Annotated in this window: 22 protein-coding genes; 11 read left to right on the top strand and 11 right to left on the bottom strand. The window is 44.2% G+C overall.

Features of this window, described 5'->3' with window-relative positions; all coding sequences use genetic code 11:
• Positions 1 to 38 precede the first annotated feature (38 nt).
• A complete protein-coding gene (gene phnC, locus L2W36_RS02580; protein WP_038227561.1) occupies positions 39 to 878 on the bottom strand; it encodes a phosphonate ABC transporter ATP-binding protein in 840 nt (279 codons plus the stop codon).
• A 278-nt stretch (positions 879 to 1,156) separates the two neighbouring features.
• On the opposite strand from phnC, the gene L2W36_RS02575 reads away from it, so the two are divergent.
• The 3 genes from L2W36_RS02575 to L2W36_RS02565 all read left to right on the top strand — a co-directional run bounded on the left by L2W36_RS02575 (position 1,157) and on the right by L2W36_RS02565 (position 3,602).
• Positions 1,157 to 1,588, top strand: a complete 432-nt coding sequence (locus L2W36_RS02575; RefSeq protein ID WP_236109253.1) for a MarR family winged helix-turn-helix transcriptional regulator — start codon at positions 1,157 to 1,159, stop codon at positions 1,586 to 1,588.
• 21 nt (positions 1,589 to 1,609) lie between these two features.
• Complete coding sequence (locus L2W36_RS02570) at positions 1,610 to 2,815, top strand: multidrug effflux MFS transporter (RefSeq protein WP_236109252.1); 1,206 nt, start codon at positions 1,610 to 1,612, stop codon at positions 2,813 to 2,815.
• 124 nt (positions 2,816 to 2,939) lie between these two features.
• Positions 2,940 to 3,602 (top strand): NADPH-dependent FMN reductase, encoded by a 663-nt coding sequence (locus L2W36_RS02565; RefSeq protein ID WP_107306125.1) that lies wholly within the window; start codon positions 2,940 to 2,942, stop codon positions 3,600 to 3,602.
• Between the two features lie 13 nt (positions 3,603 to 3,615).
• On the opposite strand, the gene L2W36_RS02560 is transcribed toward L2W36_RS02565, so the two are convergent.
• Both L2W36_RS02560 and L2W36_RS02555 read right to left on the bottom strand, forming a co-directional pair.
• On the bottom strand, positions 3,616 to 4,089 hold the full coding sequence (locus tag L2W36_RS02560; protein WP_171392992.1) for a peptide-methionine (S)-S-oxide reductase: 474 nt from the start codon (positions 4,087 to 4,089) through the stop codon (positions 3,616 to 3,618).
• Positions 4,090 to 4,184: 95 nt separating this feature from the next.
• Positions 4,185 to 5,945: an SgrR family transcriptional regulator gene (locus L2W36_RS02555; protein WP_236109251.1), complete on the bottom strand. Its 1,761-nt coding sequence runs from the start codon at positions 5,943 to 5,945 to the stop codon at positions 4,185 to 4,187.
• 202 nt (positions 5,946 to 6,147) lie between these two features.
• On the opposite strand from L2W36_RS02555, the gene L2W36_RS02550 reads away from it, so the two are divergent.
• The 4 genes from L2W36_RS02550 to L2W36_RS02535 all read left to right on the top strand — a co-directional run bounded on the left by L2W36_RS02550 (position 6,148) and on the right by L2W36_RS02535 (position 8,111).
• Positions 6,148 to 6,315: a hypothetical protein gene (locus L2W36_RS02550; protein WP_006069804.1), complete on the top strand. Its 168-nt coding sequence runs from the start codon at positions 6,148 to 6,150 to the stop codon at positions 6,313 to 6,315.
• Between the two features lie 86 nt (positions 6,316 to 6,401).
• Complete coding sequence (locus L2W36_RS02545) at positions 6,402 to 6,998, top strand: sugar O-acetyltransferase (RefSeq protein WP_096443520.1); 597 nt, start codon at positions 6,402 to 6,404, stop codon at positions 6,996 to 6,998.
• A gap of 24 nt (positions 6,999 to 7,022) precedes the next feature.
• Complete coding sequence (locus L2W36_RS02540) at positions 7,023 to 7,589, top strand: sugar O-acetyltransferase (RefSeq protein ID WP_236109250.1); 567 nt, start codon at positions 7,023 to 7,025, stop codon at positions 7,587 to 7,589.
• 3 nt (positions 7,590 to 7,592) lie between these two features.
• Positions 7,593 to 8,111, top strand: a complete 519-nt coding sequence (locus L2W36_RS02535) for a phosphoribosyltransferase (protein ID WP_236109249.1) — start codon at positions 7,593 to 7,595, stop codon at positions 8,109 to 8,111.
• A 72-nt stretch (positions 8,112 to 8,183) separates the two neighbouring features.
• On the opposite strand, the gene L2W36_RS02530 is transcribed toward L2W36_RS02535, so the two are convergent.
• On the bottom strand, positions 8,184 to 9,044 hold the full coding sequence (locus L2W36_RS02530) for an SDR family oxidoreductase (protein ID WP_236109248.1): 861 nt from the start codon (positions 9,042 to 9,044) through the stop codon (positions 8,184 to 8,186).
• A 162-nt stretch (positions 9,045 to 9,206) separates the two neighbouring features.
• On the opposite strand from L2W36_RS02530, the gene L2W36_RS02525 reads away from it, so the two are divergent.
• The 3 genes from L2W36_RS02525 to L2W36_RS02515 all read left to right on the top strand — a co-directional run bounded on the left by L2W36_RS02525 (position 9,207) and on the right by L2W36_RS02515 (position 11,473).
• Entirely contained in the window at positions 9,207 to 10,121 is a 915-nt protein-coding gene (locus L2W36_RS02525; protein ID WP_006069799.1) for a LysR family transcriptional regulator, read from the top strand.
• Between the two features lie 99 nt (positions 10,122 to 10,220).
• Positions 10,221 to 10,985, top strand: a complete 765-nt coding sequence (locus L2W36_RS02520) for a hydratase (RefSeq protein ID WP_236109247.1) — start codon at positions 10,221 to 10,223, stop codon at positions 10,983 to 10,985.
• A 209-nt stretch (positions 10,986 to 11,194) separates the two neighbouring features.
• Positions 11,195 to 11,473 carry a hypothetical protein gene (locus tag L2W36_RS02515; RefSeq protein WP_236109246.1) on the top strand — a complete coding sequence of 93 codons (279 nt, stop codon included), beginning with the start codon at positions 11,195 to 11,197 and terminating at the stop codon, positions 11,471 to 11,473.
• 238 nt (positions 11,474 to 11,711) lie between these two features.
• On the opposite strand, the gene L2W36_RS02510 is transcribed toward L2W36_RS02515, so the two are convergent.
• The 5 genes from L2W36_RS02510 to L2W36_RS02490 all read right to left on the bottom strand — a co-directional run bounded on the left by L2W36_RS02510 (position 11,712) and on the right by L2W36_RS02490 (position 17,520).
• Positions 11,712 to 13,169 carry a sugar porter family MFS transporter gene (locus L2W36_RS02510; protein WP_236109245.1) on the bottom strand — a complete coding sequence of 486 codons (1,458 nt, stop codon included), beginning with the start codon at positions 13,167 to 13,169 and terminating at the stop codon, positions 11,712 to 11,714.
• Positions 13,170 to 13,211: 42 nt separating this feature from the next.
• A complete protein-coding gene (locus L2W36_RS02505; RefSeq protein ID WP_236109244.1) occupies positions 13,212 to 13,868 on the bottom strand; it encodes an AAA family ATPase in 657 nt (218 codons plus the stop codon).
• The gene (locus L2W36_RS02500) at positions 13,847 to 14,701 is read right to left on the bottom strand and encodes a PfkB family carbohydrate kinase (RefSeq protein ID WP_236109243.1); all 855 of its coding nucleotides are present in this window, start codon (positions 14,699 to 14,701) and stop codon (positions 13,847 to 13,849) included. The genes L2W36_RS02505 and L2W36_RS02500 overlap by 22 nt, the downstream gene beginning before the upstream one ends.
• A 15-nt stretch (positions 14,702 to 14,716) precedes the next feature.
• Positions 14,717 to 15,769, bottom strand: a complete 1,053-nt coding sequence (gene fba / locus L2W36_RS02495) for a class II fructose-bisphosphate aldolase (RefSeq protein WP_236109242.1) — start codon at positions 15,767 to 15,769, stop codon at positions 14,717 to 14,719.
• A 227-nt stretch (positions 15,770 to 15,996) separates the two neighbouring features.
• Complete coding sequence (locus L2W36_RS02490; RefSeq protein WP_236109241.1) at positions 15,997 to 17,520, bottom strand: glycoside hydrolase family 32 protein; 1,524 nt, start codon at positions 17,518 to 17,520, stop codon at positions 15,997 to 15,999.
• A gap of 221 nt (positions 17,521 to 17,741) precedes the next feature.
• On the opposite strand from L2W36_RS02490, the gene L2W36_RS02485 reads away from it, so the two are divergent.
• Positions 17,742 to 18,950: an ROK family transcriptional regulator gene (locus L2W36_RS02485; RefSeq protein WP_236109240.1), complete on the top strand. Its 1,209-nt coding sequence runs from the start codon at positions 17,742 to 17,744 to the stop codon at positions 18,948 to 18,950.
• Between the two features lie 78 nt (positions 18,951 to 19,028).
• Here the strand turns inward: L2W36_RS02485 and L2W36_RS02480 are convergent, their stop codons facing one another.
• A complete protein-coding gene (locus L2W36_RS02480; protein ID WP_236109239.1) occupies positions 19,029 to 19,898 on the bottom strand; it encodes a lipase secretion chaperone in 870 nt (289 codons plus the stop codon).
• 3 nt (positions 19,899 to 19,901) lie between these two features.
• A complete protein-coding gene (locus tag L2W36_RS02475; protein WP_096443534.1) occupies positions 19,902 to 20,834 on the bottom strand; it encodes a lipase family alpha/beta hydrolase in 933 nt (310 codons plus the stop codon).
• Positions 20,835 to 21,020 lie beyond the last annotated feature (186 nt).

Raw genomic sequence — 21,020 nt, 5'->3', positions numbered from 1 at the left:
TGTCCTTAAAATTTATTGTGTCCAGTTTTCCGGTTGGATTAGTTGATTTGGTCGATCTCATCGCCATAGAGACGATGTAAAACATCATCATTGAGGCCAGAAGGATGTCCGTCGTAAATCACCTTACCTTTGGCAAGACCGATTACGCGGGAACAATACTCCTGAACCAGTTCGATTGAGTGAAGATTTACCATTACCGCCACACCGTCACGGCTGACTTTTTGCAGCGCTTCCATAATGCGAACGGTATTTTTTGGGTCTAACGAGGCCACTGGCTCGTCGGCAAGCAGGATCTTGGGGTTTTGCATCATCGCACGGCAAATTGCCACACGTTGTTGTTGTCCCCCTGAGAGGTTTTCTGCTCGTTGTAGTGCGTACGGCAACATGTTGAGCCATTTAAGCAGTTGGATAGCTTGAGCTTTGTCTTGGTCGCTGAAGATTTTAAGCAGCGATTTAAGCGTCGAGGTATGGCTCAAACGTCCAAGTAAGACATTGGAAATCACATCCAAACGAGGCACTAAGCAAAAATCTTGGAAAATCATGCCACAGTGAGTACGCCACTCACGGATTTCTTTTCTCGACATCGATAGTACATTGTCAGTCGATAAGTCTTTATGCACATTAAGAATTTCGCCGCTGGTCGCGGGTATGGTGCCATTCAACGTATGCAGCAACGTAGACTTTCCTGCTCCAGAACGGCCTACCACCGCAACAAATTCACCAGCGTGAAGATCAAAGCTGATTCCATCTAGAACCACTTTTCCTTGTTGGTAAGACTTAGTCAAAGCGCGAGTTTCAAGAACTTTTCTACCCAGTTGCGGCGATGCAAACTCTTCTGCATCCGATACAACCGTCAGTTCAGGCATGGTCATGGCCATAAGTTTCATTCCAGTCAATAGTAGTTATTGATTGAATATTAGAGCGTGGATTTTTGACGAATTCGGGATAGTTTTGTGACTAATTTATGAACAAACAAAGTGCACCATTCAATAGAACCACACCAATAACTACTTTTAATTCAATATATTAAAGAGCAAAAACTGAGCATCTATGATTTTTGTTCTTAGAACAAAAACTCAAAACTGTGACTAATTAGTTGATCTAATCAACTAATTAGCTAAAATGGTTGACTAGATCAACTAATTGGCCTTCATTGATGACAATAGACTATCGAGCAATTAATCACGCCTTACGTGAAATTCGAATGAAAACCCGCGGCAAGATGGTGGCGGAGATCACCCGTCAAAAAGTCGAGTTTTCCCCCCTTGAGCATAAAGCTATGAGTGATATTCGTGCCTTCGGCGGCGCCTCTCAGCAGAAGTTAGTCGAGTCAATGAACCGAGATAAAGCCCAAATTGCGAGAATTATCGCAAGGCTTCATCGTCAAGATCTCATCATCAAACAAAGTTGTCCTAACGACCGACGCTCCGTTGCACTATACCTCAGCCAAAAAGGGGAAAAGCTGCTAGAACGCCTCGACCAAGTCGAAATGGAAATGATAACGGAAATGCTAACTGGGTTTTCTCAGGCCGAAGCAAGCACACTGAAGCAGCTATTAGAACGCGTTAACGACAACTTGAGTTACTAATTTCACCCACAGGAGAATCATTTGAAATCAACACAACCCATCCTTGGGCAAAAAGGCACTCTATTTTTTCTCGTTATTATCAGTGCATTTCCACCATTAACGATTGACCTTTATCTGCCAGCTTTGCCTACTATGGTCGATATATTTAGTACCACTAAATCAATGGTAAACCTCACGTTAAGTAGCTATTTCGTTACTTACGCGATTGGTCTTCTATTCTGGGGGCCGCTAAGTGAGAAATTTGGTCGCAAGCCAATTTTATTGATAGGTATCGGTGCTTACATGCTTGCTAGTATTGCCTGTGCGATGGCAGGAAGCATTGAGCACCTCATTGGCTCAAGGGTACTACAAGCGTTTGCTGGCAGTGCCATTACTGTCGTCTCTACCGCCATCGTCAAAGATATGTTCGAAGGACGTGAGCGCGAGAAAATCATGGCCACTATCATGTCGCTCGTGATTATTGCGCCAATGGTCGCTCCCGTACTCGGTGCGTTTCTTCTCAAAGTCGCTTCATGGAGAATGATGTTCGTGACCTTGGCAGTATTTGGCGCGTTTGCCTCCATCTTAGCCATGTGTTACCGCGAAACACTGCAAAGTCAGTATACAGGCTCTTTGGCTCGCTCTTGGACTCGACTTGGCGTGGTAATGACGAATCCAAGATTCGTGATGCTGCTGTGTATTTTCTCAATCGCACCCATGGCCCTTATGGCCTTCTTAGCGGCCGGTTCGTACATTTACATCAATGGTTTTGGCCTGACTGAGCAAGAGTTCAGTTACTATTTCGCATTCAATGCGATGTGCGCCTCTTTAGGCCCTTCTATTTACATGAAGTTATCCCGCCATATTTCAGTGCAAAAAGTGATTACTTTGTGCTTTTTTATTTTGGCACTGATGGGTGTGTTAACGCTCAGTATTGGTTCTACCGCGCCTTGGGTCTTCGCATTAATAGCCGCTCCAGCGACGCTAATGGTTATTATGATGCGAGTGCCTGGTACCAACTTGATGCTTGATCAGCAAGACAAAGACACCGGCTCCGCTGTGGCATTGATTCAGTTTTTTGCCATGATTTGTGGCTCTGCGGGCATGTTGCTGGTTTCCATGCGTCCCGACGCACTCATCGCCAATTTAGGTATGATTCAGCTCTCAATCGGCATTGTGGGTGGTCTATTATGGTTTGTGGTTCGCAATCGAGCATTTGTCACAGACAAGCTGGTCAAAAGTGTCTAATTAGACTCCTAAAAATCAGAAAAGGGGCAAGCGCTCCTTTTTTTGTGACTTCTCATTGCAACAAAATCCAGACCCTTTAAGCTAAAACGAACAACATCAGAAAACATTAGGGAAGTACTAGATAGTGAAGTTATTGATTTTTCTCGGCTCTGTAAGAGAAAGTACCCCACCTCGCCCCGCACGACTGGGCGCAAGAGTCAGTGATGCCTGTCAGTCTCTGCTAACACGCTTTTATCCCGAGATTAACGTGGAAATCATCGATCCTCTTACTTTGAGTTTTGATGCGGTTTTTAAACCTGAATTTGCTTACAGCCGAAGTAAAGTACCAGAAGACTTAAAGCAACTGGCAGCGAAGATTGAACAAGCTGATGGCTATGTGATGGTCTCACCTGAGTACAATCACTCTATGAGTCCAGCACTTGCTCACCTTCTTAACCACTTTGGCAGCTCTCTGTTTTCTTATAAACCCAGTGCAATTGTGACCTACTCTGCAGGACAATGGGGCGGCGCTAGAGCAGCCGTTTCAATGCGAACTTTTCTCTCCGAGCTAGGCTGTTTGCCAGTATCTGCCATGATTCACATTCCCAATGCTGCTAGCGTATTCAATGAAAAAGGTGAGGTGCTAAACGAAGCATCTCAACAAGAGTGGGATAGCTATATGAACCGAACGCTTGCTCAACTTATTTGGTGGGCGGAAGGTGCCAAAGTTCAGCGCAGCGCCAGCGATCCAGCCGAACTTATTCATGCGTTTCAACGCGATCCTTCACAGAGGAACGCGCCAAAATAGTCAGCACTTGAAGCTATTTTTTGTACTTATGCAAAATAGCCTTGGGGATATGACAATAATCATTGGGGTGAAGAGTGAGTCGATCTTGATGCTCGTCATCACTCTTTACGTAATTACTAAGTGGCAACACCTCTACCACGATTTTATCTGCATCGGAACGCTCGGCAATGTAGCGTTTCGCTCGCTCAAGATGTTCTGGATTTACACTATAAACTCCAGTGCGATACTTCTCTCCTACATCTATCCCTTGCTTGTTGACGCTATAGGGGTCAATGATTTCAAAAAAGAAATCCATAAGCTGCTCAATTGACACTTGGTTCGCATCAAATTGAGTTCGAACACACTCAGCGTATCCATCGTAATCACACTGTGTAGTACTCGCACTGCCATTGGCTCTACCCGCTTCGGTATTTATGACCCCAGGTAAATGTCGCATAAACTCTTGGACGCCCCAAAGGCAGCCACCAGCGAAAACTATCTCTTGCATCGTAAATTCAGTCATCCACGTCTCAAACTGTCGGCTACTTTAGCAGAATTATGCCAACATCAACTCCAACCTGTTGTTAAAGTAATACAGAAACTCTACTCCTCGACCCAGACGTTCTTAATATCCGGCCAGCCCCAAATAGTCATGGATACGCCTTGCAGCTGGTCAGCAAAATTCAGAGTTTGCTTATGGTGAAACAGTGGGATTATCCATCTATCAGAGACTAATGTCGATGCGATCGGTTCAAGGACCGTCATATATTCCGTAGATTGATTCTGTTGTCTCACTTGTTCAAGCTCATGTTGCAGCCATTGCTCCGTGGACGGTGTCAGGCACTGTCTTAACACTCTATCCGTCGCAAGCCAAATAAACGCCGAAGACGGTCGGTTGTCATCCAAACTCATGCTGGTAAGGATAATCTCTTCCTCAAGATTATGACGCGCGCACAGTTCGTAAAAGTCGGCATAACTGTATTCGTTAATCTGACAGCTCACACCAACCCGCAGCAACAAATCGGCAACTACTTGGGCGCTTGCGCGTAAAGCATGATGTTGGTAGATGGCGATATCTAGCTGCTTCGGCAAAGGAGATGTCTCTGCTGGAGGAATCAATACTTTCATCCAGCTTGGCAAAAGGTTGTATGCCGCAATGCCCTGAACTCTGGCTGCGTCGTTATTGGACAACTGCTGCAACACCGGCCTTGAATTCATCAACTGACCAAGATAGTGACGCTGCGTGCTATCCAAAGCTGCAGAGTGGTTGAACATCGCCAGTAAGCAGCCATCCTCAATCCGGCTCTGAGGAGTCGCCTGAGTTGATGGTTCAGTACCGCTTTCAGTTGAGACCAAATGACTACAAACAGCATCATAGGGTGTAGGTAAATCATAAGTAGCAAGTGAGGTAGAACAACTGCTTGTTCCTGCTTTTGGGAGTTGCCAGATCGTCACGCTGTCTGATAGTGCACAAAGGCCGTGATAATGTTCAAACGCCTGTAAATCAAGCTGTTCCTGAGAATGCTCGACTAGCTTAAAGGGACCACTACCAATACGAACGGAATTATTTTCTAATTGAGCGCTCGGTAATACAGAAAATCGGTAATCCGCTAGCAGTGCAGCAAAGCTTGGCTCTGGCTGAGACAGAGTGAACTCAATACACAATCGCCCCACGGCGCAGATCGTCACAACATTAGCTAACAAAGAACAATAATTAGGGTGCTGTTTAAGACGCATGAAGAATTCAGCAATGGTCTCTGCATCTATTGGTGCTTCGTCATGAAATCTAAGATGAGGTCTTAGGTAAAATCGCCAAGTTAGCGCCTGCGTGTCATAGTGCCAATGATGAGCCAGATCGGGTTCGACATTTCCCTCACCGTCACAGCGCGTCAAACAAGAGAATACTTGTCGGGTTAGGAATCGCTCACTATTTCGTAACGAGTTGGTGGTATCCAACGGTGACAATAAGCGGTCATAAGTAAGCTGAATATGAACTACGCCTTCTCTTACTTGCGGACCGGCAGTTTGTTGTAACACTTGTCCGAATAACGCTTTATCCCCACCTAACAGTTGCAGTGCTTTTTCATAGTGTCCTTGCAAGATATGCTCTGACGCAACATTGACGACCAACGTGCTCTCAGAATGGTTGAGATGAAGTATCGAGCGTTGATTCCGTCCCACTTTGGGTTGCCAATCGATCCACCCTTTCTCGTCAAGCTGTTTAAGTAAGGTTCGACTATGCCGCGTACTGGTAAACATCAGCTCCGCAAGCTTATCTATTGTGGTACTGATGTCTTTATTCGTTCCTAATACCGCTAGACGTTGATAATACAGCAGTGCTCTATCGTTACTTATTTCCGGCATTTCTATATCACCTTAGTTCCACATAAGACCAAAAATCAGGCAAACATAACCTCATCCAGACAAATTAACGTTAAATGTGGAACTAAACAACACCAATCACTCAGTTTTTGCCCTCCTATTAATTGTTCATAATCTATCTCGAGTCTTGAACACCAACAGCTCCACACCACATGACTGTGCCACGATTAATGAGGACTAAATTATGTTGAAAGCCATCAAAAACGCACTCACATTCAATCTTTCTGAAACCGATCTCGATGAAGCGATAGTCTGTATTGAGCAAGCCGTCAGCGAATACACAAATTCATTAATGGCTCTATATGAGTGGGAAGAAAACACCAATGAGAAGCGGCTGTCAGATTCGAATTAAACCTTTCGAAGTCTGTGGCTTATGGATAAATCGTAGTGCTAGGATATCGATCATTATCCAATACCAGCTTAATAGTGAATACTTACATGAATCCAATGTCAAAACTGCACAGTCAAAATGTCTATGCTTATGATGAAGCGCTTGCTGAACGTCAAACCGAGTGTTTAGAAACACTGTATGACTTTAATCATACCCGCCCTAGTGAGACCAAAAAACGTGAGCAAATAATGCAAATTTTGTTCGCAGAAGTTGGTGAAGATTGTTATTTAGAGCCTCCTGTACATGCTAATTGGGGTATCCATACCCATTTTGGTAATAACGTCTACGCTAACTTCAATCTCACGCTGGTTGACGATACCCACATTTACATTGGTGACCATGTAATGATTGGGCCTAATGTAACCATAGCAACGGCTGGACACCCTATTGAGCCAGAGCAGCGCAAGGTTCTAGCTCAATTCAATATACCCGTTCACATTAAAAATAACGTTTGGATTGGTGCTAATACTGTCGTGCTTCCGGGCGTGACTATTGGAGAAAACAGTGTCATTGGCGCTGGCAGTGTGGTGACGAAAGATATTCCTGCCAATGTGGTGGCAGTTGGTAACCCTTGTCGAGTACTCAGAGAGATTAATGACCGCGATAAAACCTACTTTTACAAAGATCGTCGCTTTGATGAGTAGAGCTTAAAACACTTGAGTGACCTTATGACTGAAAGAGAGAAAATGCTTGCGGGACTTCACTATGACCCAAGTGAGCACACCTTGGCGACGCTGCGCACTGCAGCGCGCGATCTAACCGAACAATACAACCGTACTTCTCGTCACCAAAATAATGATAGGAAGCAATTGCTCCAGCAGTTGTTTGGCACTATTGGTGGTGAGATTAAAATTGAACCAAACTTTCATTGCGATTATGGCAAGAACATTCATGTTGGCACCAATTTTTACATGAACTTTGGCTGTGTCATTCTAGATTGTGCCGAAGTACGAATCGGCGATAACTGCTTTATTGGCCCTCAAGTAGGGCTATATACCGCTTGCCATCCACTGGACCCTACAACTCGGAACTCGGGTATTGAGTTCGCTAAACCCATTACGATTGGAGATAACTGTTGGATAGGAGGGCACGCAACAATTAATCCTGGCGTTATCATTGGTAATAACGTTGTCGTTGCCTCAGGTGCAGTCGTTACAAAAAGCTTTGCAGATAATGTCGTGATTGGTGGAAACCCAGCACACATCATTAAACATCTCGAAATAGAAGAGGCGTAGCCAATGAAGAATCAACATATTGGAGAGCTGGTTCTCAGTACAGAGCAGGTACAAGACGGCGTGATTGCGATTGCGGACGTGCTTAATAACGATTTTGAATCTGCGGTCATCATCAGTGTTGTTCCGGGAGGCATACTGTTTACTGCCGATCTCGTCCGTCACCTCACCTTTGACATAAAAATGGACTATATTTCCTGTCCTCATACTCCTGGCGATAGCAACAACTCTTCAGAAATTGTTTATCATCAGAACATAAGCATTGAGGGTCAAGACGTCATTGTTATCGACGATGCGATTGAATCAGGAGGGACGATGAAGCGACTGGTCCAGTATCTTGCTGAGAATTTTGCCCCGAAGTCGGTCTCTATTGCCACTCTGTTCGTAAAACCCGGTCGAGTGGATATCCCATTCCAACAGTTTTACGCCTATGAAATGGAAAACGACGACTTGCTCGTTGGTTATGGCTTACCGTGGCAAGATAAACTCAGAAATGTGCCTTATATTTCTAAGTTGGTGAAATAGCCTAAATCCTTACTAAATTACAACAGGTAGAGGAGAACTAAGGCTCTCCTCTATTGATAGACCAAAATTAGATTATTTCTCAATAACCGATGCAAATTCTTCAGCAAAAGCACGGAAGGTTCTTGGCTTTTTGCCGGTAACTTGCTCAACGGTAGTTGTAACTTCTGCGTAATGACCCTCACCAAACCACGCCATTATCTCCGCAAGTTTTTCAGCACTCCAGTCATCCATCCCCGCCTCTTTCATTGCCGCTTCTGCTGCTTCTTGTGGTACAGCAACGTAGTCAATTTGCTTTCCGGATACTTGCGTTAATATCTCTGCTTGCTCGGCAAACGTTAAGGCCTCAGGACCGGAAATAAGATAGGTCTGATTCTCATGTCCAGGTTGAATTAATGCCGCAACCACAACAGCCGCCACATCACGAATATCAATCACACTCTGTTTTGCTTGCGCAATCGGTAAGAAAAACTGTCCCATTGCGTTGATCGTCCCAAGACTGCCATATAGGTTTTGGAAAAATGAGTTTGGTTGCACGATGGTATAAGCAATGCCCGATACCTTAACAATGTCGTCTGTTACTACGTGCGTGCGAATAATTTCTGACCCCGCGTCAGCTTTCGCTCCCATACCAGATAGTTTTACAATAAGCTCAACACCTGCTGCCTTGGCTGCCGCAACCGTATTTTTCATCCACTGCTGATTGTTTGGATGGGCTGGCATTGCTACATAGATCTTTTTAATGCCTTTCATTGCCTCAGTCATGGTATCGACATCGTCGTAGTTGCTCACGCGAACTTGATCTGGGTTGAGTTCTAACTTGGTAGCAGCGTCGAGATTTCGTGCCATAACACCAAAGCTTGCACCAACCTGTTTAAGTTGACGAACCACTTCTGAACCTGTGTTACCTGTTGCGCCTAGTACTAGAATTTCCATCGTGAACCCCTTAATCGTCTTATCTATTGAACCTTATAGTGCAGCATAGTTTGAGAGTGCCGCGTCGGTATGTCGTAACTATAGCCAATACCAAAAACATTGATTAGAAGGTTAAAATGAACTTTACTATCCCATATATGGGATTAATAGATAATCAATACAATGAAAGAACTCTCGGCTTTACCGTTGTTTGCCAAAGTTGTAGAACTCAGTAGCTTCGCTGAAGCAGCACGACAGCTCAATGTGCCCACTACAACAGTCAGCCGCAAAATACAGCAACTTGAACATGATCTTGGTGGCAAGCTGTTGAATCGTTCCACCCGCTCCCTGTCTTTGACCGAATTGGGTATTCAAGTTCTTCCAAAAGCTCAGCTTATCGCCGACACGGTCGCCGAACTATATAGCGATGCAGAAGACATGGCCAATCAGCCTATTGGTACATTGACCATCACCGCACCGAAAGCTCTGAGCCAAGATTTACTTGCTCCTATGTTTGCTGAGTTCAGAGCACTATATCCAACCATTCGCATTAACTTGGCATCATCAAATCGCTATCAAGACCTTACCAAGCAAAGTATCGACTTCGCTTTTCGGCTTGGTCCATTGCATGATTCCAGTCTCGTGGCGTTAACTTTGTCTCCTGTGAAATACGTATTAGCCGCTTCAACGCAATACATAGATAAATATGGAGAACCCAAACACCCTTTAGAGCTATATCAAAAACCGTGTATTAAGAATCACGTCGAAGGCTATTTTCTCCCTTGGCGTTTTGCTCGCAATAGCGAAGAAATAGAAATCGCCCACAACTCAGAGTTGATATCCGATGACTTCAACGTCACAAAAGAACTCGCCCTTCACCATGCTGGGATCTGTTACTTACCCTACTCGCTGCTGCGCCAAGAGATCCAATGCGGTGCTATAAAAACACTTCTTGAACCTTGGGTTCCACAAGATCGAACCATGTTGTTGGTGTACCCAGACAAGCGTCATTTGCCACTTAAGTCTCAGCTTTTTATTGAATTTATACGTAACAAGCGCAGCGAATTTAGTAAAAAGTTGGCGGGGACAACAGATTAGAAATTCAGTTGAGAAAAACTCGTGACTTCATGATCTCATCACCTATTTTGCTGGAAACATTTGCTATATGATTAAAAGATACAACACAGGTGATATTATATGACAAATGTTTTTCAGCAAGCTGCCTCTGAGCTGCTAAGCCGCCGTGTAGCGGGAACCAAAGCGCCACGACTGAATGAACTGCAACGTCCAAATACCTTGGATGACGCACTACAAATCCAATCTTCAATGATCGATATGCATAGCGATGAAGTTGGAGGATGGAAGTGTCTTCTACCTCTATCCGATGACCAATTTGTCGTTGCGCCAATTTTCTCTAATAGCGTGCAACGAGGAGAAATCTGCGAGCTCTTTGCTGACAACAATACCGTACGAGTCGAGCCAGAAATCGCATTCATCCTATCAAAATCGTTACCCGCAAAACCTGATGGCTATAGTGAAGAACAGATCAATGATGCCATTGGCTCTTGCCATATGGCATTGGAACTGATGCAATCTCGCTATGCCGATGATAGCGGCGCTGAATTTTATGAGAAATTAGCGGACTGTTTGGTTAACCAAGGATTGTTTATTGGGCCAGAAATTGCTCGTGAACAAGCTTTTGATGCTGCAACCATCCAAATCACCGTATCTCAAGATAACAATGTGCAGACGTTCGCCGGAAAACATCCAAACAAGCTAGCACAGACTCCGATCTACTGGCTCATTAATGCAATGACTCGTCGTGGTATTGAGTTTAAAGCGGGTGAAGCAATTATTACTGGATCTTACTGTGGCATTATTGAAGTAGATTTTGATAAGCCTACGACAATTGACTATGAAGGGTTAGGTATGTATCAAGTGACCTTTAAAGAGAAAAACTAACACATCAACCAAGTGGCTATCTTGGTAACCGATTAAAGGTAGCCTCTACCAATCTCTCACTATTTAATAAGCTTCTTGGATAAGAGCAGAAGCGCTATCTACTTTCCTGTAGCACATCCTTTCCAATTTAATATGCAACCAACATAATAATGAGCTACGTTTAACAAACTAAATTCCCGTCTCTCATTTACTAGTACAGCGAGGTTGCTATGGGCAAACAGAGAAATTGGAAACGTGAGCATCAGGAAATGCGTCAATTTAGCTCAGAAGCTAGGCATTACTTGTATCAATGCAAAGGCGAATATTTAGGAAAGATGATGGCGTTTGCATTTGATGGTAAGCAAGCAGTATTCGAAGCAAGTGGTTACATTCCCGGCAAGAATTATCAAGAGTTTGCACGTGAGTTTGCCACTGAAGCTCCTTGGAGAAGTTTAATTCGAAAAAACCTAACCCGACAATTTTGCGACTGTGCTGAAGCCCATGTTTAGTTTGAAATAGTAGCCAGAGGTAAAAACCCAAAGAACTACATTATCGGAGCCCTGAACGAAAGAGGAAATTTTGCCTCCCCTTGTCAAAACTGTGCGCTTTGGGTCGATAGCACATTTAAAGCCGCCAGCCTATGAGGGTAGAACGAAGCAGGTTCCTGGGGCATAGTCGTGATAAGAAAATAGATTGTATTTTGAAGATAAAAAAGAGCCGCTTCCAAAGCGGCTCCACATCAAAAGTCTAACTCATCACCTTCACTTTTTCAGGCTTCACGTTAGGCTCTTCTCCTGCTTTGATATCAAAGCGTTGCTTAAGCTCTTTCTCAATACTCTCTAAGCTTCGATTAGCCGTTTCTGGCAGGATTTTGATTGCGAACCAAACTTGTCCGAGTAAGATAATCGCGAACATAATGAACAGTGCAGATGTTCCAAATGACTCTCTAAATGCCGGCGTAAATGAGTTTAGGATGACACCTTGAATCCAAATTGCAGCTGTCGTAATCGACACGGCACGACCGCGAACTGACGTTGGTAGAATCTCTGCTGAAATTGTGAATTTCAGTGGTCCTAACCCAAGCGCAGTAAAGGCTACAAAGAATGCCATTAAACCGACAATTAACATTGGTGGAGTGTCTGGCTTATCGAAGAATACCGCCAAACCAATCAGACATACGAAACAACCAAGTGCCGACGTGATTAGCATTTTTCTTCGGCCTACCTTATCGATAAAGACCATCGATAAAGAAGTGAAGATAACGCTCACCAAGCAGATCCAACCAAAACCACCTAGAGCCGAACCTTGGTTACCCATAATCTCTTCCAGCATAACTGGTCCGTAATACATTACGACGGTTACACCCGACCACTCAGACCAAATTGCCAACAAAATACCAGTCATTAAACCAAAGCGCATTACTGGGTTCTTCACTAATTGCTTATAAGAACCTGTTTTTTCCGAGCGAATCACTTGGCGACATTCAATAATGGCTTCCTCTGCCTCACCTTTATTAAGGAACTTTCGTAAGACCCCAGCAGCTTCCTTTTCTCGATTCTTAGAAATTAACCAACGAGGTGACTCTGGGAAGAAAGCAACAAGAGCAAGGAAAATAACAGCAGGTAGAAACTCTACAGAGAACATACCGCGCCAATTTTCCACAATAAAGAAGTGATCAAGATACTGGCCAGTAACCGCTGTTGTTTGGCTATAGTTAACAATCAGTGTATTACTGATTACAGAACATGTTAAACCAATAACGATTGCTACTTGGAACAAGTTACTTAACTTTCCTCGGTGCCTGGCCGGTGCGACCTCGGCAATGTACATAGGGCATACCACCGTCGCGATACCAATACCGAAACCACCGATAATACGAGCCCAAATCAGCATATTGAAGGAGCTAGCATACATACAGCCAAGCACGGACAGAATCGCTAAAAAAGCCCCAAGCATCAACGGTTTCTTACGTCCTGAGTAGTCTGCAATTGGCCCTGCGATCACGCTACCAAATAAACAACCCACTAATGCTGAAGATACATACCAACCCTGTTGTAGCGCGGATAACTCAAACTGCTGGGTAATTTGAGTTATCGTGCCGCCGATCACTATGGTATCCATACCAAATAGAAACCCACCAATTGTGGCGGCGGCACAGATGAAGGTTAAAAAGAACATCTTCTTGTTATTTTCATTGAGAATCATTAGTTCTCTCCTTGATAATTGTAGGGTACAGAGGACGCCGTTCTAATGCGTCTGGATCACGTAGTGCGCGTTGGTTTCGTATCGTTTTATTTTTAACGCGTTCACTAGGTCCACTCTTTCGGTTTTGTCATAGGCCTCTTGCTTGGGTTTACCACCAGCAAGGTGTCTGGCGATAAGCCGTTCTCGCAGCACTTCTTCGCTTGCTGTTAGGAAAACTTTTAGGTCTATCAAATCACTTACTGCCTGCCATTCATTCTGATCTGAGAAAATATAATTTCCCTCTAACAGGATGATTTGGGTATCCGGCTCAATTAAGAACCCCTCCGCAACTGGATCATGCAGTTCACGACAATACTTAGGCCAATAAAAAGCCTCACCATCTATTTTCAATGCCATAGAGAGCAAACGAGCCAAAGAGGACACATCAAAGGTTTCAATACTTCCCTTGATCTCCATTAGCCCCCTTTCTTTCAGAACCTTGTTGGAATAATGAAAGCCGTCCATAGGACATAGCTGTGCTTTAAGTCCTAATCGAGCTAACTCAGAAACAAGCTTTTCTGACAGGGTTGATTTACCCGTTGCGGGGGCACCTGAGATACCGACGACGAAAGTAGGTTTACCACTTTCGAAATAGGTTCGCGCAATCAACTGTGGAAAGGCTGCGATGTCGCTGATGTTTATTGGATATGTTTTAGCCATGAGCGCGTTCCTAGTTCGGTACATGAAAGTGCGGCTATTTCACTTGCTTTACTGAGGGACTCTCGAAAATCTTGACTCTGAGAGTAATAGTGACAAAAAGCACCATGGAAAATATCACCAGCACCAAGTGTGTCGATAGCTTCAACCATAGGGGCTGCAATAATGCCACTGCCGGACTCATCGCTATAAAAGACTCCTTTTTCACCTAATGTCATCGCCCACTTTTTAATGCCATGCTTATCGCATAGCGATTGCATTTTTTCTCGGTCACCACCGGTAAACTCCTCTGACACAATAGGTATTGTGCACAGCGATAAAAAGAGCTCACTTTGGGGCTTCCAAGTCCCGGCATCTAGGACGATATCACCTGGAAACTCTGAAAGAGCTTGCTCATTTGCAACAACAAATGGATATTCATACTGATCCAGCAACACCAACTTGGTCTTATCCAACCAACTAGGGTCAAGGTTGACTACTGACTCGCAATCCGGTTGACTAGCGTTCACAATAAGTCGAGATGCGGTCTGCTTAGCAGAGATAATATTGGACAAAGGCAATTGATAATTCTCATCTAAGCTCAGGTCAATCGTTGTAACTTGATGTTCATCCAGTTCCGCTTTCACGATTGATTTATACAGGTGTTCTTTTCCTAAACTCGTCCACAGCTGTACATTTGAGCCCAAAGTATTACAAGCAATCGCAGCATTCAGAGCCGAACCACCACCTCCAATAAAGTCTGCAAGTGCGTTCACTTTTTGGTCTGGACCAGGCATGACGTCTACAAAGCTCATTAAATCAATCGTGCTTCTACCTATAAATACACAATTTTCCATACTCGGAACCCTCAATTACAGCTCACCGCTAGCATAGCGTACTGCCATGTCATCGAGTGAAATTGGTGTAATTTTGTCGCCATGACCCGCACAACCAAAACGTTCAAAGCGGTTTAAGCAGAGCTTCGAAAGCTCGTCCATTCCTGCTAGCAGAAACTTTCTTGGATCAAATTCTTGAGGGTTATTCATCGCTAACTCTCTGAAACGACCTGACATAGCCATGCGGCAGTCGGTATCGATATTAACCTTGCGAACACCGTGCTTGATACCACGCTCGATTTCCTCAATTGGAACACCGTAAGTTTGTGGCATCTCACCACCATGTTCGTTAATCATGTCTTGCAGATACTGAGGCACCGACGATGCGCCATGCATTACTAGGTGAGTATTGGGAAGCTTTGAGTGAATTTCTTCGATAACATTCATCGCCAAGATATCGCCATCCGGCCTACGAGTGAACTTATACGCACCATGGCTAGTGCCACATGCAATTGCCAGTGCATCAACTTTGGTCTTGTTAACAAAGTCGACAGCTTGGTCTGGGTCAGTCAGCAACTGACTCTTTTCAAGAACGCCAGTAGCACCAACCCCATCTTCTGCCTCTGCTTCACCAGTTTCCAATGAACCAATACAACCCAACTCACCTTCAACTGAAGCACCCACCCAGTGTGCCGTTTGAGCAACACGAGAGGTAATATCAACATTGTAATCATAGCTGCTAGGTGTCGAAGCATCACGTTCCAACGAACCATCCATCATCACGGAAGTGAAACCATGGCGAATAGCCGATAAGCATGTTTCCTCGCTGTTACCGTGATCTTGGTGAAGAACGATAGGTGTTTTAGGGAACATTTCTGCTAGAGCACACACCATTTTGTAGAGCATCACATCACCAGCATAGCTCTTGCGCGCATTAATACTTGCTTGAAGGATAACCCCCGAGTTGCATTTAGCCGCTGCACGAACAATAGCCAGACCTTGCTCCATGTTGCTGATGTTAAACGCTGGTACGGCATAACCATTTTCAGCGGCATGATCCAGTAGTTGTCTTAGGGTAACGATAGCCATTTCTTTCTCCATAATAGATTTAATTGCTTCTTGCAATTAAATCTATTTCATTTAATTGCCAGCTGCAATTAATTAAATTTTAGAATGTGAAAGAGATCGAGTTTTTACCGGGGAAGATCTTCGGAGATAAGCTGAGAATGTACCGATAACGTACTGAAAGTTGAGCTTTGAGATCAAAAAAGCCCGGCATCAAGCCGGGCTAAAAAGGTTGAGAAGCAAGATTTCAACTACTCTGCGACGTTTTTCATACCGAAGGTTTTCAGTGTATCGATCTTAGCGTGACCATTTTTCGCATACACATATAGACCAGTGCTGTCTTCATTGGAGAAAATGTTGTTGGTCATTACCGTACGACCGCCGTCTGTAAACATTTCAACCGAAATACTATCCATGAAAATACGAATATTCGCACGATCTTTACTAGCACACTCTAGTGGACACGTTCTGCGCAAAGCAGAACGACTGCCAGATTGGGTGCGGTCAAACGCCAGTTCGCCCTTTTTCAGATCCAGTTCAATTAGTGTCTTCTGTTCGCCTTTGCTGCGAATTTCAAATACTACGCTCTCACAATCACTTGCAGCTAAGTCGATATCTGCAATAATCTCACAGTGAACATTGTCACCAGCCTCAAACGCATACTTCTCGCCATCATTAAGTAAGATTTGACTATGTCGTTTTGGTGAGTGACGAAGTTTCTCTACTTCTTGTACAGGGGTAAATTTCAGCTTTCCATCGTGACAAAGTGATACTTCACGAGCCAGTGTAATACTGCCATACCAACCTAATTCGCTCGTGTCATACGTACCATCACACCAAGGCATAAACGGCCACGAACCAATCCAAGCTTGGATCAAAGTTCGACCATTCTCGTCGTCGAACACTTGCGGAGCATAGTAATCAAAACCCCAATCTAATGAACCCATCGTCGACCAATGGAATTTACCTGTTTGGTAATCAAGATCACCAACCAAATACACTACTTGACGCTGCTGCATACCCATTGGGGAGTACATTAAGACGTGCTTGTCACCAAGCTTGAAGATATTGGGACACTCAAGCATGGTTCCGAGCTCACCAAGGCTTTCTACGCAGTAGCCCACAAACTCCCAATCAGTCAGGTTTTCAGAGCGATGCAAACAAACCTTACCAAAACCGTTTGTTTCATAGTTTGATGCGTTAATAAGATCGCTGACTCCATCTGTTACGCCTGTCACCATGTACCACAATCCATCATGTTTCCAAACTTTAGGATCACGGAAGTCATGTAGGTTAATCCCTTCTGGTGGATCAGACAAAATTGGGTTGCCATCGTATTTATCAAAGTTAATACCATCTGTTGAAGTTGCCATACACTGAACTTGCCTAGCTTGCGCGCAGCCTGTGTAGAACAGAGTCATGACACCATCATTATTAACCGCACTACCCGTAAAGATACCGCCCCCATCCCAACCGTCATAATCTTCACTTGGAGCTAGGGCTTCGGGCAATGTTTCCCAGTTGATCAAATCTTCACTGACAGCATGCCCCCAGTGCATAGTGCCCCATTTACCGCTGTATGGATGATGCTGATAAAACAGGTGATACTTACCTTCGTATTGGATCAATCCATGTGGGTCGTTGATCCAACCAACTGGTGCTTGGTAGTGGTAATGTTCACGCCAGTGGTGTTGTTTAACCGTCTCTTTATGCTCAGCGATGTAATCTTCAACTTGATCAATAATTGCCTGATGCTTCTTCTTGTCGAATGCCACAAGGACCTCCAGTGTTATCGAATATATTTAATTGCAACTTGCAATCAAATATATTTCATTTAATTGCAGCTCACAAATATAGTATGATGAACTTGAGATTGTGCTCACATAAGTAGCATAGACCACCATGCTAACTACATGATTTTATTGAAAGTTGGTTTTTTCGAGATATTGTGTGGATGAGATCTATAAAAAAACAATGCCATTTAGCTAGGAGAACTATGAACAAGTCCATAAGAAACGCACTAGGAGTATCGCTAGATGATGTCCAAAATCATAACAAACGCGTCATTCTTAATGCACTTCACGACAAAGGCAGTTGCTCCAGAAAAGAGATAAGTCAGTTAGTTGGACTTGATCAAGCCACGGTGACTCGAGCCATTAAGCCTCTTATCGAACAAGGTTTAATTGTCGAAACTGGCGTTAAAAAAGCCGCTAGAGGCCGAAGCTCAATTTATCTTGGTTTCAACACACAACACCTGCGAATTGTTTCAGTACGAATTCAGCGTACCAACTTCTCTATCGACACCTATGACTTAAATGGAACATCCCTTGATAACATAACGAGGCCAATCAACACTGAGGATACTCCTGAACAGCTCATTGAATACCTCACAGATCATGTTAGTCATGTACTGAAAAACCTCGATGGTGAAGCACTTGGTATTGCTGTTGCAATGCCAGGCCCCTTTTTGGAGCATAACAATAAAATTATCCTCATGACCGATGCAAAGAATTGGCAAGAGGTTGATTTTATTTCCCATATGCGTGAACAATTTTCTGACTATCCAATTTACGCAGGTCACGATGCAAAACTGGCGTCACTTGCGGTGTGGCGTCAGCTACAAAGCCAATACGAACCGAGCGTCTTGCTCTATATCTCGCTAGGTCAAGGAGTAGGCTCTGGTTTAGTAATTGAGGGACAGGTCTATCATGGCAGCTTGGGTACTGCGGGAGAAATTGGCCATACATCTATCGACTTCAATGGTCCTCAATGTATATGCGGAAATATTGGTTGTCTTGAACTGTATAGTTCAACGTCAGCACTGGTTGGCCGTTATAGAGCCGCATCTGGTAACCAAGCATCAAGCTTTGATACCGTCTTGGCTGCTTTCCAAAGCGGAGAAAGTGAAGCAATCGCTGCCGTTGATTACGTTGCTAGATGCCTGGCACATGGATTAGTCAATAACATTAACCAACTCAATCCGGATCTAGTAGTTATCGGTGACGAACTAAGTCTGCTTGGTGAGGAATTCTTGAATCTCGTTAAGAAACATACGACTAAGTTATTACTTCCCGACCTTGCTAACAACGTCAACATCATTCTTGATGATAGTAATGAAGACTTTGTACATAAAGGCAACTACCACAATGTGATGTCCAATGAGCTTCTTCTTCCTTTGTCGCATCTAGGGATAAAAGCTCGTTAACGATCTCACGGAGCAACTGGTATATTTAAAGTCGGTAACACATCTAGCTTGTTACCGACTCTGAACATACTTACGTATCTAGTCGTCTTCACCCTGATTATCATGAATCCGCTCTAACGCCTCAATCCTTCGCCACTGATTCTTATCAAACAGCGGTTCTCTAAGGTCGTTAATAGCCTGAACTTTTTCTGCATCATTAAATGATGCGTTATTCAATATGTCGGCTCTCGCTACTAGATAAGAGTCGAACTGCTGGTCAAAATCAGCACGTTTTTGGTCGAGCGTCATTAACCTTTCTGCGGCTTCACTACCCACCAGTGCCTCTCGAGCTATGTACTGACTTTGCGTATCCATAGCATTGGTATCATTGAGAGCCGTCAACACTGTGGCATTACGAAAGCTGTTTTGCAGCTCTGGTGACAGTTGGTTGAGTTCATTCTCCCAACGCTGTTGATACTCCTCTGGGGTTTGTGCCGACTCTTTAATGGCTTTTTTAGTCAGGGCGAGTTCACGCAGTAGATTCTCTTCACCAAACAAACGCTCTTGTTCATCCGCAGTGAAAAATTCACTTTGCATTAGTAAGATTTGCTGGTGCAGATCTTGAAAATTTGTAGCTTCGTCACCGTTTCGTTTGAGCGCAGCTAATGCAGCTAGTGCAGCTTTGTATCGCATATATTTTTCGAACAACTCTGGCTCAAGCTGTTCAGAGCCATCCCGTTGCTGACTGTAGCGTTCAAACCGCTGCTCTATCGTATCGGTGTCGTTGTCGACAAGCCCCGAGATAAAATACTCGAAGGTATCACGCTCTGATGCGTTGTCGATTTGAGTATCAAGCTGAGAGCTCACTTTGAGCGAGTCATGATCATCCGCGTCGAACACAGAGAACAATCCTGCTACTATCACCACCAATAAGGCCATCACTGCTGTTGTTTTGGAGAACCTGTTCATGGCCTAAAGTCCTTGTTGCTGCAGACGGTTAGCATGCTGTCGATACAAGGTCTTAGGATCCGTTTCAAACAGATGGTGGATACCGAGTAGACCATTGATTTCATCTAGGTGGTTCATCTTGTAATCATCACGGATGACTCGACCTAAATGAGTACTGCACCTTCCTACTAATCCATCATTAGGTTCATCAAACGTTAAACCTAGGATAAACATTGCGGGATCAGCCGGGTCTAGCACATTAGTGTAAGTCGAAGTCCCGGTCCATGAGTAGTAGTACACACCGTTTGTAGCTTGCCATTCACCATCACCACAAGACGACTTTGGCACGCCTTCTGGATAATGCTCATTAAAGGCCAGCGACCCTTCTGTGGTGAGCGCCTGCAATGAGCTCAAACCATCTTGTGGTAAGTCACTACCTCCAGATAACACACCAATGATCGTCGTAAGTGCACTAGCCAATTCAACAGCGATTGCCTCAGACACTGAGTCTTCCGGTACGGTATTTCGCACTATATCCGCAACTTTCGACCCTTTATTCACGCCTCCAATACTGGTGACTGACGCGATCATTTGCGGTGCAACTGATGCAACATATCTCGCCGTTGGCGCGCCATGGCTATGACCTATTAGATTTACTTTGTCGGCACCCGTGATCGCCAAGACATTTTCCACTTGTGCTAGAAGCTGTTCACCCCGTACTTCCGAACTGTTGGTCGCCGAGATTTGGGCAACATAAACCTTTGCTCCGCTTTTGCTCAATGCTTGAGGGATACCATAGAAATAATCGAACCCTGCTAGTGAATCAAAACCAAATAAGCCATGAACCAATACGATTGGGTATTTGGTTTCGGTATACCCTTTGCTCGACCAAAAACTTATCGCCTGTGCATTCCATGCGATTACGCTACATAAAATGAATGTGAAGAACGCTTTCATTTAACACCTCCTTGTCAGACCTCCGATGAGTAATTGAGCGTAGATTGCACAATTCTAGCCCGCCAAGTTAGTGTTACAAAATTGTGAGGTTATGCCGAAAAATATGCTGTAGATACACCAAAAACGACACCCAAGATGATAAGAATTGGAGAAATAGCGTGGTTTGTTCTAGCGAATCACATCAAT

The sequence above is a fragment of the Vibrio sp. McD22-P3 genome (genome assembly GCF_021568915.1).
Taxonomy (GTDB): Bacteria; Pseudomonadota; Gammaproteobacteria; order Enterobacterales; family Vibrionaceae; genus Vibrio; species Vibrio mediterranei.
The sequence above is the reverse complement of the archived record's forward strand: the minus strand, read 5'-3'. Positions and strand labels throughout refer to the sequence as shown.

Bases quoted from the DNA above. Each gene is read 5' to 3' on its own strand.
- L2W36_RS02515 (WP_236109246.1), top strand. From the start codon at position 11,195: ATGGGCAAACAGAGAAATTGGAAACGTGAGCATCAGGAAATGCGTCAA.
- phnC (WP_038227561.1), bottom strand. From the start codon at position 878: ATGGCCATGACCATGCCTGAACTGACGGTTGTATCGGATGCAGAAGAG.
- L2W36_RS02480 (WP_236109239.1), bottom strand. From the start codon at position 19,898: ATGAACAGGTTCTCCAAAACAACAGCAGTGATGGCCTTATTGGTGGTG.
- L2W36_RS02520 (WP_236109247.1), top strand. From the start codon at position 10,221: ATGACAAATGTTTTTCAGCAAGCTGCCTCTGAGCTGCTAAGCCGCCGT.
- L2W36_RS02535 (WP_236109249.1), top strand. From the start codon at position 7,593: ATGAAGAATCAACATATTGGAGAGCTGGTTCTCAGTACAGAGCAGGTA.
- L2W36_RS02530 (WP_236109248.1), bottom strand. From the start codon at position 9,044: ATGGAAATTCTAGTACTAGGCGCAACAGGTAACACAGGTTCAGAAGTG.
- L2W36_RS02575 (WP_236109253.1), top strand. From the start codon at position 1,157: ATGACAATAGACTATCGAGCAATTAATCACGCCTTACGTGAAATTCGA.
- L2W36_RS02545 (WP_096443520.1), top strand. From the start codon at position 6,402: ATGAATCCAATGTCAAAACTGCACAGTCAAAATGTCTATGCTTATGAT.
- L2W36_RS02510 (WP_236109245.1), bottom strand. From the start codon at position 13,169: ATGATTCTCAATGAAAATAACAAGAAGATGTTCTTTTTAACCTTCATC.
- fba (WP_236109242.1), bottom strand. From the start codon at position 15,769: ATGGCTATCGTTACCCTAAGACAACTACTGGATCATGCCGCTGAAAAT.
- L2W36_RS02485 (WP_236109240.1), top strand. From the start codon at position 17,742: ATGAACAAGTCCATAAGAAACGCACTAGGAGTATCGCTAGATGATGTC.
- L2W36_RS02525 (WP_006069799.1), top strand. From the start codon at position 9,207: ATGAAAGAACTCTCGGCTTTACCGTTGTTTGCCAAAGTTGTAGAACTC.
- L2W36_RS02505 (WP_236109244.1), bottom strand. From the start codon at position 13,868: ATGGCTAAAACATATCCAATAAACATCAGCGACATCGCAGCCTTTCCA.
- L2W36_RS02560 (WP_171392992.1), bottom strand. From the start codon at position 4,089: ATGCAAGAGATAGTTTTCGCTGGTGGCTGCCTTTGGGGCGTCCAAGAG.
- L2W36_RS02500 (WP_236109243.1), bottom strand. From the start codon at position 14,701: ATGGAAAATTGTGTATTTATAGGTAGAAGCACGATTGATTTAATGAGC.
- L2W36_RS02555 (WP_236109251.1), bottom strand. From the start codon at position 5,945: ATGCCGGAAATAAGTAACGATAGAGCACTGCTGTATTATCAACGTCTA.
- L2W36_RS02475 (WP_096443534.1), bottom strand. From the start codon at position 20,834: ATGAAAGCGTTCTTCACATTCATTTTATGTAGCGTAATCGCATGGAAT.
- L2W36_RS02550 (WP_006069804.1), top strand. From the start codon at position 6,148: ATGTTGAAAGCCATCAAAAACGCACTCACATTCAATCTTTCTGAAACC.
- L2W36_RS02540 (WP_236109250.1), top strand. From the start codon at position 7,023: ATGACTGAAAGAGAGAAAATGCTTGCGGGACTTCACTATGACCCAAGT.